This is a genomic window from Yoonia sp. (assembly GCF_046498525.1).
Taxonomy (GTDB): Bacteria; Pseudomonadota; Alphaproteobacteria; order Rhodobacterales; family Rhodobacteraceae; genus Yoonia.
In genome coordinates this window covers 1-12,865 of sequence record NZ_JAWOAN010000143.1, presented here as the reverse complement: position 1 = coordinate 12,865, position 12,865 = coordinate 1, and the positions used below count along the sequence as shown (strand labels likewise).

Here is a 12,865-nt window from a genome sequence, read left to right as displayed (position 1 = left end):
AGGAATGACAACGCAATCGCACAGACGCCGTAAACCCCGATATGGCTGTCTTTCATGATCTCCAGTCGCCGCGCCTTGTTCCAGCCACCCCAGAGGCCGTCGGCGCTGTCTGCCAACCCGTCTTCATGCATCGCACCCGTCATCACGACAGAGCCCGCCAGAACCAGCCCCGCAACGATCCCCGCAGGGATACCCGCCCAGATCATCACGGCTGTGGCAGCAGCCAGAATGACGCCCACCACAACGCCGACCAGCGGATAGGCCCATGCCGAGCCCGCCCCCCGATCCATGGCGCGCGTGCCATCCACCACAACAGGCAGCCGCGTGAGCAACCCCAATGCTGCTGGCAGGTCAACCCTATCGATCAAGGCATTGTCGGGTTTGTACAAAATGCATCCTTTCAGGGGCTTTTCATCGTGGCAGCGTGCGTTAAACAAGTGCAAGAATTGACTGCAGCGAGGATGCGATGCAAGCGCCATTTACCACGATTTCGACCTTCCGCGATACGCTGGCAGCAGCCCCAGGACCCGATAGTGATGCGATCAAAGGCGCACAGGACCGCAATGCGCAACTGACCAAACCGCCCGGCGCGCTGGGCCGTTTGGAAGACCTTGCGATCTGGTACGCAGGATGGCGCGGTGATGCGCAACCGCAGATCAGGGCGCCACAAGTGATTATCTTTGCCGGTAACCACGGGGTTTGCGCGCAAGGCGTTTCGGCTTTCCCGTCAGAGGTGACGGCGCAGATGGTCGCAAATTTCGAACATGGCGGGGCCGCGATCAACCAGCTATCAAAGGCCTTTGGTGCCAGAATGGATGTCTATCCGCTGTCGTTGGACATACCGACCGCGGATTTCACCATCCAACCGGCCATGAGCGAAGCCGAATTCATCGACGCCTTGCAGACGGGCTGGAACGCCGTTGACCCGGATGCAGATCTTTTAGTGACCGGCGAAATGGGCATCGGTAACACAACCTCTGCGGCGGCTGTCGCGGCTGGCGTATTGGGCGGTGATCCGGCGGGCTGGACCGGTCGAGGAACAGGTATCGACGATGCCGGACTTGCCCGTAAGACAGACGTTGTAGCACGCGGCCTGGCCTTGCATGCGACGACCGATCCACTCGAAGCGCTCCGCTGCCTTGGCGGGCGCGAGCTTGTGGCGATGGCAGGCGCAATTGCAGCCGCCCGGTATCACCGCATCCCCGTTGTCCTTGACGGTTTCATCTGCTGTGCCGCCGCCGTCGCATTGCATAAGGCGGTCGATGGCGCTTTGGACCACGCGGTCGCTGGACATCTGAGCGCCGAAGACGCGCACCAGCGCCTACTGGATGCAATGGGCAAACAGCCCTTGTTGCAATTGGGCCTGCGCCTTGGTGAAGGCTCCGGTGCTGCATTGGCAATTGCCGTTCTGAAAGGGGCTATCGCCTGCCATTCCGGCATGGCGACCTTTGCAGAGGCTGGTGTGAGTGACGGCTAGGACGATTTTTTCTGCCTTTCATTTGCCTGTTGGCGTGCCGTCAGTTCCATCTCGAGTGCATTGTTCAGTTCACGGGCGCGCGCGACATATTCGGGTAGCTCGGTGATCGGCACGCCCGGGCGCCAGAGGGCTGCCAACTCGCGCAGCGCAGTGCGGTCATGCTGGTAGAACGCCTGCTCCAGTTCTGCTGCCTCGAACTCTGACAAACCAAGATTTTCAAGCGCATAGCGGCCTGCGCGCAAAGAGCTGTCAAACATCTCGCGCACGATGTCGTCGGCACCGGCCTCATAGAGTTCATGGACATGTATGCGGTCACGGGCGCGGGCGATGATATGCAGGTCGGGGCGCGTCTTGCGGGCATAGCGCACCAGTTTGTTGCCCGCCTCGCGATCATCAACTGCCACGACCAGCACCTTGGCATCTTCCAGTCCTGCGGCATTCAGCAGATCAGGCCGCGTGGGATCACCGAAAAAGCCGCGAAAGCCAAACTTGCGCATCATCTGCACCGTGCTGAGGTCATTATCGACCACCACGGTGTCAAACCCCGCGCTTCGCACGAGCCGGTTCACGATCTGCCCGAAGCGGCCGATCCCCGCGATGATGACGGTGCCTTGCTCGTCCACTTCATCGGGCTCGGCCTCTTCGGTATCGGCCATGCGTTTGATGATCATCTCGTACATGATGAAAAGCAGTGGTGTGATCAGCATCGACAGTGCGATGACCAGTAACAACTGCCCGCCCAGATTATCGTTCAAAACACCTTGCTGGAGCGAAAACGAAATCAGCACAAAGCCAAACTCACCAGCCTGCGCAAGACCAAGGGTAAAGAGCCAACGGTCCTTGTGGGGCAACTGGAAAAGAAGGGCCAATCCGAAAAGGACAAGCCCTTTGATCACCATCACGGCAGTTGCCAACCCTAGAATCCGTACCGGATCTCCGAATAACAGGGCGAAATCAATGCCCGCACCCACGGTGATAAAGAACAGCCCCAAAAGCAGACCTTTGAACGGTGCAAGATCGCTTTCCAGCTCATGCCGGAATTCCGAGTTGGCCAAGACGACGCCAGCAAGAAAGGTGCCCAGCGCGGGCGACAGGCCAACCATTGTCATCAAGACGGCGGTCGCGACGACCATCAGCAGGGCAAGGGCGGTGTACATCTCGCGCAGCCGCGCATGGTGGATATAGCGAAAGACCGGCCGCGTCAGAAAGACACCGGCAAAAATGACGAGGGCGACCGCACCAAGCGTGACAAGGGTGACACCCCATCCGGGTAGCCCTTCAATAAGGCTCAGGGTCGCGTGGTGATCATCACCGTGATCCGCGCCGGCAAGGGCCATAGACCCGTCCGGTGCAAGGCTCAGCACTGCGGGGACCGCGAGCAAGGGCAGCAGTGCCAGCATCGGGATCACGGCGATATCCTGCGCCAGAAGAACGGAAAAGGCCGAACGCCCCCCACTGGTGCGCATCAACCCTTTTTCGGTCAATGTTTGCAGGACGATCGCCGTCGAAGAGAGTGCGAAGATCATCCCGATCGCGATAGCTGTCGAGAGATCATACCCCATTGCGAGGCTGCCGCCGCTGATCGCTGCCATAGTAAGCAGTATCTGAAGACCGCCAAGGCCCAGTAACCTCTGGCGCATGTTCCACAGTGCCCGCGGGTCCATCTCCAGCCCGATCAGGAACAGCATCATGACAACCCCGAACTCGGCGAAATGCTGTAAGTCTTTTGTTTCGGTCCCCACCAGCCCGGTCAGAGGCCCAATGACGATCCCCGCAAGAAGATAGCCCAGAACGGATCCAAGCCCCATACGCGCCGCAAGGGGCACCGCGATGACTGCGGCCCCCAAATAGATTGTCGCCTGAAACAGGAAAGTTTCCATTTTTGCCTATCTGCCCCGAAACCAGTGCTGCGCACGATCATTAGCCTAGATTTTCCCGTCCCAGTCTAACGGGCATCAGACTGTTTGAAAGGGCGAAAGGGCCGGACCGCAAGAGCGGACTTCCAAGGTGGCAAACCTGCGTCAGATTTGCCCGGCAAAGCGGCGTCATGTGGCGTCACTATGCCATAAGAGCGATGCAGATGCTGCTTTCCAAAGAATTTATCGACCGTACGCTACGCCCATTTGCAAAGTTGAGCAGATACATAGCAGCCTGCACTTATCCCGACGGCAGTTCGATGGCATAGGTGCGTCCGCGTTTGACATAGTTCAGCGCCTTTTCACCGATTGCGGTGACCTGTCCCCCATCAAGAGCACTGCCGACTTCGACACGTATGTAACGCCCATTGCTCAACCGTACCAAGGCGCGCCGGGCATTTGCGCGGCCGTAAACGCCGATAAGGTTGATGTCGCGCAAACGGATCGCATCCTCTTGGGTTGCGGCGCGGGCGACACCGCCGGGGACCGGCTCAAGGTTTTGTGGCTGTACGGGTGCGGCCGCAGTCACAGGAGGAGGAGCGGCAGCGGCGACAGGTTGCGTTTGTTGTTGGGCGCGTGCGGAGACAACGACGTTGCCAAAGTTTGCAGGCCGCACATCAGGCCGCACCGAAAGCACGACGGCCAGTGACGTGCTGTTGTCAAAGCGCAATGTGGCATCGTCGGTTTCAATACTGGCAAGGATATCGGTGATGTCTGGCGTACCCGGATCAACACCGTCAGACAGGCCTTGCGGGCGAAGACGCGGCCGCAGATCAACGACGGCGTTCGCTTCCACAACCTCGGGGTCGAGTGTGACATTTCCTGAATTTTGCAATTCAAGGCCTGCAATCCCGACACTGCCAAGAGTAGGCGGGGTATCTTCGGTCACGCTTTCAGCAATTGCAGCACTGACGCTTTCTTCGGTTTCGGCGCTTTCAGGCAATTCCGCATCCGGCGGACGCAAGGGCGCTACGATATCCGGTCGTCCTGCAATAACAACCACACCGTCAGGTGCAGGTGCCAGAAGCGCCATGCGGTCAAGATCACTTTGGCTCAGTTCGGGGCGTAATGCGATGGCAATATCGGGTAGGCCGGAAATAACCAACGCCCCTTCCGGTGTGACCGTGCCTTCCGGCGTTGCCAGAATGAAGCCGTTCTCGTCGCGTGGGAAAACGACATCCTGGGCTGGCGGATCAGCAGGTGCGATAAAGCTCAGGTCGGTGTCCAACCTTACAAGTGAGGGCACATCGGGCTGTGCAATCCGGTCCGGAGGCATGTTGATTGCTGGTGCACGGAAATCGAATGGAAGGGTCCCCGACGGAATATCGATAAGGCGCGGTGCGCGCTGCCAGACACCTGTCGCCTGATAAATCCGGTTCGCTTCTGCGGGGCTTAACACCTGGCCACGCAGAACAGGCGCGTTGGCGCGGGCTTGGGCTGTGTCTTCAGGTGGCGGGGCCGGTGGAGACTGTACCGGCGGGATCGGTGCATCGGCTACAGTCACTGCCAACGTGTCCGGCAGCGTCATCCGGTCCGTCTTTGTTGCATCACGTAAGGTCGGCACGTCCAATGCGCCGATCCGGGGCGCGTCGAGTTCCGCCATCTGGAATCGCGGTATGCTTGGGCCATCCGCGGTAGCAGGCGCCGTGATCTGATCATTCGCTACCGTTGCAGGCGTGTCCGCGATCGCCACGGCCGGTTCCATGGGTGCGCTCGCGGCGATAGCGGCCACTTCAGATATATCTTGCTGGGTCCAGATAACGCCGCCAAGGATCAGAACAGCCGCTGCAATAGCGGCCGCAATAAGGGCCGGCTGCATGCGGCGCTGGTTAGGCTTTGGTGCCCGCGTCCGGTGCGCCGCAGGTTCTGCGGCCCCAAGTCTGGCCACAGTCATTGTCTCCTCGCTCAAGACAGCGACCAAGGGTGCCTTTCCCGTTTTGACCTGAATGGTGTGATATTCAGCGACAACCGGATCAAGCAGCGCGGACGTTGAAAAAACGGGCGTCGTGGGGATTACGGTCTTCGCAGCGGGAACATGATACTGCGCCGGGATATGATCGATCCAGATGGCCTGTCGCGGCGCAGGCGCTTGCGCAGCAATGGTGGCTGGCGCGGGTACCTGTTCCGGTGCCTTTTCTATCGGCACGTTCTCTGAAGCCAGCAGGGCGGCAAGATCATCCTTGTAGATTTCTTGCTGGGCTTCCTTGGGCAGATCAAACACCAAGAGGCGCGATTTGAGCCGTGTCCCGACCACCATGACAGGCAGGTCGTCGCGTGCGATCAGGGCATCAGGTCCGACAATGCTGCGGGCCATGTCGGTGGGTCCGAAAAAGACTTCTTTTTGAAACGTAAAGGGTTCGGGAACCGCGACGAAGGAAACCGGTTGAAACCCGTGTCCGGTTGCAAAAGCCTCGGCTTCTTGCAGGGTTTCGCGTGCCACGGCCGCAATATGGGTGCGTCCCCCGAATTTTTCACTGTCGATGATCAGTTCATCAAGTGCGTAGGGGGTTTCACCTTCGAGTGCTGCATGAATGTCCGCGTCGGTGGTCAGCGTGCCGTCGATTGCGATGTATTTGATCTGATCAAGCGGGATGATCAACTTGGTCCGCAAGCCATCAGGCTCGACGGTCAGCGCCTTCTGACGCAATGCCTTGAGGTCGTCATCCAACGTTTCGCTTGCGACATCGACGCGCCCCACACGCCGCCAACCGCGCGGTACGCGGTGCAGCAATTCAATTCCGTCAGACGAAAGTGATAGCGCAAAATTGGTGATCATCGCCACGCTCTAGCATGTTGGTCCCACAGGCAAAACGCGTTTTGCCCCCATGAGGGAAGCGTATAGCAGAAACCCGCCCACGCCAAGGGCTAGGGCGGGTTCGTGATTGGTTAGGCGGTGGCTTTGGCCAAAGCCTGATCAAGGTCGGCAATCAGGTCATCGGCATCCTCGATGCCGATGGACAAACGCACGATGCCGGGGCCTGCGCCTGCGGCCTCTTGCTGTTCGGCGGTCAACTGGCGGTGGGTGGTGGATGCGGAATGGATGATCAGGCTGCGTGTATCGCCAAGGTTGGCCACGTGGCTGAAAATCTCTAGGCTGTCGACCAGTTTCACACAGGCGTCATAGCCACCTTTCACCGCGACGGTGAACAAACCACCCGCACCCTTTGGGCATATCTTGGGCACCAGCTTGGCGTAGGGCGAGCTTTCCAGACCGGCATAGGTCACGTAATCCGTGCGTGGATCATCCTCCAGCCATTTGGCGATCTTCATCGCGTTCTCGACATGGCGGTCCATGCGCAAGGACAGCGTTTCGATCCCCATCAGCGTATAGTGTGCGGCCTGCGGGTTCATCGTCATGCCCAGATCACGCAGACCGATGGCGATGCCGTGAAAGGTGAAGGCCAGCGGGCCGAATGTCTCGGCGAATTTCAGGCCGTGATAGGCAGGTTCCGGTTCGCTCAGGGACGGGAACTTGTCATTGGCGGCCCAATCGAACTTGCCGCTGTCAACGATACATCCACCGGTGACGGTGCCGTTGCCAGTCAGATATTTCGTGGTGGAATGCACCACCAAGGTCGCCCCATGCTCGATCGGGCGGCAAAGATACGGCGTGGCCGATGTGTTATCCACGATCAGCGGAATACCTGCCGCGTCGGAAATGGCCGAGATCGCGTCAAGGTCGGTGATATGCCCGCCGGGGTTCGCGATGGCCTCGCAAAAGACGGCGCGGGTGTCATCGTCAATCGCGGCTTTCACGGCGTCATGGTCGTCAAAATCGACGAATTTCGCGGACCAGCCAAAGCGTTTGATCGTCTGGCTGAACTGCGTGACCGTGCCACCGTATAAGCGGCTGGAGGCAACGATATTCCGCCCCGGCTGCATCAGCGGAAACAGTGCCATGATCTGGGCTGCGTGCCCGGATGAACAGCAGACACCGCCAACGCCGCCTTCGAGCGTCGCAATACGCTCTTGCAGGGCGGCAACCGTCGGGTTGGTCAGGCGGGAATAGATGTACCCCACCTCTTGCAGGTTGAACAAAGCTGCCGCGTGATCGGCATCGCGGAACACATAGGCGGTCGTTTGATAGATCGGAACCTGTCGTGCGCCGGTCGCCGGATCAGGGCGGGCGCCTGCGTGAACTTGCAGTGTATCAAAACCGTAGCTAGGGCCTTCGGTCATTTCTGGTCTCCCCTTTGAAATTCATTGTCGCAAGGTGTAGGCGGAAACCGCGAACACCTCAACGGCCCTGACAAGCAAAGGACAAGATCATGCCACACCCGTTTCATTTGGCGTTTCATGTTTCCGATTTGAACGCAGCCAGAGAATTCTATTCCGAAGTGCTGGGTGCTGTCGAAGGGCGTTCAACCGAGACTTGGGTCGATTTCGATTTTTTCGGGCATCAGCTCAGCCTGCATCTCGGCACACCCTTCGCCACCGAAGCCACCGGCAAGGTCGGGGATCACATGGTGCCGATGCCGCATTTCGGCATCGTGCTGCCCGTCAATGAGTGGACCCTGCTTGCCGCGCGTCTCGAAGACCGGAAGATCGACTTTATCATTCCGCCTTCAGTACGGTTCAAAGACGAACCGGGCGAGCAGTGGACGATGTTCTTCCGCGATCCGTCGGGTAATCCGATCGAGGTCAAGGGGTACGCAGATATGGCAGGGGTTTTTGCGACTTAGCGGAGTTTGCCACGTTTGGTCAAAGCTATCGCAGTCAGGTCGCAGGTCTTGCCCCCCGGCACAGCAGCAATAAACTTGAGAAGGCCCGCATCCAGAGGGGGCTTGCGGGCCATATCTTTGCCTTTGTTCAATACTGGACACTCGGCGGTGATCGCAACCATCACAAGTTCGCCATAGACGCGGATGGGTCGACCGTTCTTGCGACAGTTATTTTAGGCGAGCATACGTGCTAGCGCATCCAGAACCCGGCGGATTTGATCTGGTTGCGGATCGCCCTTTCGTGGCGCGGCAGGTTGTCCTGATCGAACAAGGCGCGCACCTTGGCCCCGCGTCCCTGATAGACCATGCGTTTGAAGGGATCGTGCAGTTTCAGCAGTTTCTTGATCTTGTTGGGGGCCGTGATCTCTTCCAGTAAGACGACCTGCTTATCGGTTGCGGTGGCATAAAACAGCGGAAGCATCCGGTAGTGATAGGTCAGATCTCCGTCCAGTCCTTTCAGTTCCGGTCCCGGCCGACCGCCGCCGGATGCGTGAATGACAAGCGGCAAGACAACCTGGTCAAGCCAGGGATCAAGCGGTTGGATCACCAGTTCATCGGGCGGATCATCGCGGACGCTGACCGCATATGCCGTAAACCGCGCACCGAATTCTGCGGGGTCTGCACCAAAGAACCAACCTGCGTTGAAATAAAGATAGCGTTCCCAGTACTCATCCGGTTGCGTCAGATCGAGCGCGCTTTCGAAATCCAGCCCGAAGCGATGGTAAAGCGACTTCCAGATCGCGGTATAGCCGGGCCAGTAAAGCTCTTCGACAGGCCAGGTGCCGGTACGGTTCATTGATGCGGCAGGGCGGGCAAAGTCGAAAGGCATATCCGCCAACTCGCCTGTGACCAGCGTATCGGTGTCGAAGAACACGAAGGGTTCACCTGCGGGCAGGACCTGCAATCCTTCGATCTTGTTGCCCTGCGGGTAGGATTGGCCGAAATGCCGCGACTGGAACGGGGCGATCTGCGCGCCGAGTGCCACAAGGCGTTCCTTCACAGGCGCAGACATACGCGGATCACCGTTCCACAATGGGCCAGGCTGTGGTTCCGCTACAAAAAAACCGCCCCGAAACTTCGGAGAATAGGCGCGCAACGAAGCCGCGAACAGTAATGCTTCAAATTCCAGCCGTCCACCTTGGCCGACGATCATGATGTTGAAATCTTGGGTCTGTGCCAGCGGCGCGGGCATGAGCGTTCCGATCGAAAACCAGTCGCGTCTGTCTAACCGCTTGAGCGGCGCCGACGCAAGAAACGCGCTGTCAATCTTTCATGCCGATCGGAAAATAATGGGAACGCCCCTGAATGGCCACCATTGCTGTGAACCCGCATTGTCGCATCGTTGGGGCTTACTGCTCGGGATAGTGACACCCTGTCTTGGAAGCGCCCAAGCGGCCGTCGGTATATGCAGGCAGTGACGAAGTGCCGGGGAACGGCGTTTGCGATGCTGCTGGAAGGCGCGTTGCAATTGCTGCTCTTGGGCCGATCTGTAAGGTTCGTGCGGTTCAGCCGTGCGTCGCGGCTATTTCCCTGGGGCCGTCGCTGCCTTTTTCCAGTTCCTGCCGGATGCTGAGGTGGCTCATGATGTCGCGCATCGTCAGTACACCTTTCAAGACACCGTCTTCGGCGACGATCAGCCGACTGGACTTATTGTTCTGCATCGCTTTCAGCGCTTCGAGTGCCGGCATGTCCGGCGGCACCTTTGCAATGCGGCTTTCGGTGCTCACGATGTCGCCGGCGGTTTTGCGCATCCGGTCCGCAGGGGGGACACGACCCACATCCTCGATCCGGATGCAGCCCAGAAGTGCGCCGTCACGGACCACCGGAAAGGTCGTGTGGTGATACTGGTAAAAATAGTTCTCGATCACGGTGTCCAAAGGTGTCTCGGCGTCGATCTTCACCGGGTCATGTACCATCAGATCGCTGACTGTGAGGCCTTCGAGCTCTGTCTGAAGCGCCATCCGCGCCACCGAAGAACTGGCTGCGGCGATCAAAAAGAGGCCGATCAGGGCCAGCCAGACGCCGGAAACTGCACTTCCCGAAACCAGATTGAGCACACCCAACAAAATCAGGACAATCCCGAAACCGCGCCCCAAGGCGGCGGCAATCCGCGTGGCTTTGGCGTAATCGTTTGTCCACCACCAGAACGCGGCGCGAAAAACGCGCCCCCCGTCCAACGGGAAGGCCGGGATCAGGTTGAACGTCGCAAGCACGGTATTGATCAGCGCGAGATATCCAAAAACGGCGGGTACCAACGCACCCGGCGTGGCGATTGCGAGGCCGAAAAATACTGCTGCAAGCACATAGCTCGTGATCGGGCCGGCGATGGCCATGTAAAATTCGGACTTCGCGCTTGGCGGTTCGTCTTCCATTTCGGCAACGCCGCCGAAAATGAAAAGCGTGATCCCCTTGATCGGCAAATCGAACTGCCGTGCGACCCACGCATGGGCAAATTCATGCAGGATGATCGACAAAAAGAGCCCTAGCGCTCCGGCGGCGCCTAACCACCACGCGGTTGCATTTGGCAGCCCTTCGACGGCCTGAGGGAAATAACCGGTCGCCAGAGACCATGTCACCAGAATGGCGAGAATGACCCACGTGGGGTCAAGGCTGACGCGGAAGCCCAGAATGGTGAAAAGGTCAAAGCGATTTGTAAACATGATGTCCGTATCAATGGCACCGGCGACAAGGCCGCGCTTTAACATTGATCAGTTTGATCGCCGGAATTGTCCGGCACGACTTTACGCGTGTTAACGCCCGGACCGGAAAGCCGGGGCAAGGTTGCCGGTATTGAAGGAGGTGTGATCATGGATGTCTTTCTGTTCTGGTTTCTTGTCGTGTTGATTATTTTCAGCGTCGCGGCGTGGCCGACATGGCCCTACACGCACGACCGCTGGGTTTATCGTCGGCCCGGTGGCTGGCGCTATACGCCAAGTGCGGCGTCCGCGGGGTTGGCGATCTTGCTGCTGATACTGTTCTGGCTGGGTATTCTCGCAATAGCGTGGCCGTGGGCGGCCGTGCCGGTGCAAGCCGGCTGAACGTGGCCGCTTGAAGCCTCGCAGGAACATGGAGCAAGCGCACTCATGACCGATAAATCCGACGCGGCAAAGCGGATCGACGAGTTGCGCGAAACCATCAACCGGCATGACCGGCTGTATTATACCGAAAACGCTCCCGAGATATCGGATGACGAATACGACCGGTTGTTTGCCGAACTCGAAGAACTGGAGGCCGCGCATCCCGATCTGGTGACACCTGCTTCGCCGACACAGCGGGTCGGGGCCGCGCCGGTATCGGGGCTTGAAGATGTCGCGCATATCGCCCCGATGCTGAGCCTGCACGCCGTGCGTGAAGCAAAGAAGATTGCGGATTTTTTCGACAGCGTGCACAGTGAAATGGATCGGGACGACGTGCGCTTTCTGGCCGAGCCGAAATTCGACGGGCTGTCGATCGAGGTGGTCTATGAAGACGGCCATTTCACCCGCGCTTCGACACGGGGCGACGGCGAGACCGGAGAGGACATCACGCATACGCTGCGTACCGTTCGGGGGCTGCCGCTGTCGTTGAAGAACCCCGACAAGGTGCCTGGCGAACTTGCCGTGCGTGGCGAGGCGATCCTGCCCAAGTCAAGCTTTCAAAAGGTGAACCGGACGCGCCTGGAGCAGGGCGAGGAACCCTTTGCAAACCCGCGTAACGCGGCGGCGGGCCTTTTGCGGCGCCTTGATCCTTCGGCGGCAGAGGATATCCGGTTTGCGGTGACGTTTTATGACGCAACCGGCATTGATGCCGATATCGCTCCGACACAGGGTGATCTGCTGAACCTGTTTGCCGATCTTGGCCTGCCGGTTATCGGTGATACGACGACCTGCACCGCCCGCGATGCCGCCGAGAGCTTTCACGACAAGCTTTTAGGACAGCGCGATGATCTAGACTACGAGATCGACGGCATTGTACTGAAACTCGACAGCCGCGCCGACCGCAATGCACTTGGCACCCGCAGTCGCAGCCCCAGATGGGCGATCGCATGGAAATTTCCGCCCCGGACCGAAGAAACACGGATCGCCGATATTGCGGTCAGCGTCGGGCGTACAGGGGCGCTGACGCCTGTGGCGCTGCTTGATCCGGTCGATATCGGTGGCGTGACCGTAGCGCGCGCGACCCTGCACAACATCGAAGAGGTGCACCGCAAGGATCTGCGCATCGGTGATACGGTGCGCATCGAGCGGGCGGGCGACGTGATCCCAGAGGTGGCCGAGCGTGTGCCGCGACCCGGCGTCGCGCGCGCCGACCCGTTCGAGATGCCCGATCACTGCCCATCCTGCGCGGCAGAGGTAGAGCGGCGGGGCCCGTTGACATATTGTCCGGCAGGGATTGCCTGTCATGCGCAACTCAAGGGGCGCTTGGTGCACTATGGCTCGCGGGGTGCGATGGATATTGAGGGCCTTGGCGAACAGACCGCCGAACAACTGGTGTCGCGGGGTCTGGTGGAGGATATCGCCGATCTTTATGATCTTTCGACCGACGATATCGCGCAGCTTGACGGTTTTGCCGAAGGGTCGGCCAGTGCATTGCGCAAGGCGATTCAGGATCGCAGGCAGGTGCCGCTGGACAGGTTTCTGAGCGCCCTTGGCATCCGCCATGTCGGGAGCGACGCAGCACGGCGGCTGGCCCGCGCTTTCGGGTCGCTGGATGCGCTGATGCAGGCATCAGAGGATGAGATCGCACAGGTTGACGGGATCGGTAATGAAACG

At 59.3% G+C, this 12,865-nt stretch carries 10 protein-coding genes; 4 read left to right on the top strand and 6 right to left on the bottom strand.

The features are described 5' to 3' along the window. A partial coding sequence (locus R6T97_RS09520; protein WP_410349059.1) for an adenosylcobinamide-GDP ribazoletransferase occupies positions 1–389 on the bottom strand: 389 nt, incomplete at its 3' end. 77 nt (positions 390–466) lie between these two features. Between R6T97_RS09520 and cobT the strand changes: the two genes are divergently transcribed. Further along, positions 467–1,477 (top strand): nicotinate-nucleotide--dimethylbenzimidazole phosphoribosyltransferase, encoded by a 1,011-nt coding sequence (gene cobT / locus R6T97_RS09515; RefSeq protein WP_410349058.1) that lies wholly within the window; start codon positions 467–469, stop codon positions 1,475–1,477. Here cobT and R6T97_RS09510 read toward each other — a convergent pair. From R6T97_RS09510 to R6T97_RS09500, 3 genes are all read right to left on the bottom strand, one after another. Next, positions 1,474–3,357, bottom strand: coding sequence for a cation:proton antiporter (locus tag R6T97_RS09510; RefSeq protein WP_410349057.1), 1,884 nt, complete (start codon positions 3,355–3,357; stop codon positions 1,474–1,476). The two genes, cobT and R6T97_RS09510, sit on opposite strands and share 4 nt — an antisense overlap. Before the next feature lie 277 nt (positions 3,358–3,634). Then, positions 3,635–6,169 (bottom strand): hypothetical protein, encoded by a 2,535-nt coding sequence (locus R6T97_RS09505; RefSeq protein WP_410349056.1) that lies wholly within the window; start codon positions 6,167–6,169, stop codon positions 3,635–3,637. A gap of 110 nt (positions 6,170–6,279) precedes the next feature. Then, complete coding sequence (locus R6T97_RS09500; protein ID WP_410349055.1) at positions 6,280–7,572, bottom strand: O-acetylhomoserine aminocarboxypropyltransferase/cysteine synthase family protein; 1,293 nt, start codon at positions 7,570–7,572, stop codon at positions 6,280–6,282. 89 nt (positions 7,573–7,661) lie between these two features. On the opposite strand from R6T97_RS09500, the gene R6T97_RS09495 reads away from it, so the two are divergent. Beyond that, entirely contained in the window at positions 7,662–8,075 is a 414-nt protein-coding gene (locus tag R6T97_RS09495; RefSeq protein ID WP_410349054.1) for a VOC family protein, read from the top strand. Between the two features lie 229 nt (positions 8,076–8,304). Here R6T97_RS09495 and R6T97_RS09490 read toward each other — a convergent pair whose 3' ends face one another. Together R6T97_RS09490 and R6T97_RS09485 are read right to left on the bottom strand one after the other, a co-directional pair. Beyond that, entirely contained in the window at positions 8,305–9,306 is a 1,002-nt protein-coding gene (locus R6T97_RS09490) for a hypothetical protein (protein ID WP_410349053.1), read from the bottom strand. Positions 9,307–9,619: 313 nt separating this feature from the next. After that, positions 9,620–10,774 carry a M50 family metallopeptidase gene (locus R6T97_RS09485; RefSeq protein ID WP_410349052.1) on the bottom strand — a complete coding sequence of 385 codons (1,155 nt, stop codon included), beginning with the start codon at positions 10,772–10,774 and terminating at the stop codon, positions 9,620–9,622. 147 nt (positions 10,775–10,921) lie between these two features. Between R6T97_RS09485 and R6T97_RS09480 the strand changes: the two genes are divergently transcribed. Together R6T97_RS09480 and ligA are read left to right on the top strand one after the other, a co-directional pair. Then, positions 10,922–11,152, top strand: a complete 231-nt coding sequence (locus R6T97_RS09480) for a hypothetical protein (protein ID WP_410349051.1) — start codon at positions 10,922–10,924, stop codon at positions 11,150–11,152. 45 nt (positions 11,153–11,197) lie between these two features. Beyond that, a partial coding sequence (gene ligA / locus R6T97_RS09475) for an NAD-dependent DNA ligase LigA (protein ID WP_410349050.1) occupies positions 11,198–12,865 on the top strand: 1,668 nt, incomplete at its 3' end.

Bases quoted from the DNA above. Each gene is read 5' to 3' on its own strand.
- cobT (WP_410349058.1), top strand. From the start codon at position 467: ATGCAAGCGCCATTTACCACGATTTCGACCTTCCGCGATACGCTGGCA.
- R6T97_RS09510 (WP_410349057.1), bottom strand. From the start codon at position 3,357: ATGGAAACTTTCCTGTTTCAGGCGACAATCTATTTGGGGGCCGCAGTC.
- R6T97_RS09505 (WP_410349056.1), bottom strand. From the start codon at position 6,169: ATGATCACCAATTTTGCGCTATCACTTTCGTCTGACGGAATTGAATTG.
- R6T97_RS09500 (WP_410349055.1), bottom strand. From the start codon at position 7,572: ATGACCGAAGGCCCTAGCTACGGTTTTGATACACTGCAAGTTCACGCA.
- R6T97_RS09495 (WP_410349054.1), top strand. From the start codon at position 7,662: ATGCCACACCCGTTTCATTTGGCGTTTCATGTTTCCGATTTGAACGCA.
- R6T97_RS09490 (WP_410349053.1), bottom strand. From the start codon at position 9,306: ATGCCCGCGCCGCTGGCACAGACCCAAGATTTCAACATCATGATCGTC.
- R6T97_RS09485 (WP_410349052.1), bottom strand. From the start codon at position 10,774: ATGTTTACAAATCGCTTTGACCTTTTCACCATTCTGGGCTTCCGCGTC.
- R6T97_RS09480 (WP_410349051.1), top strand. From the start codon at position 10,922: ATGGATGTCTTTCTGTTCTGGTTTCTTGTCGTGTTGATTATTTTCAGC.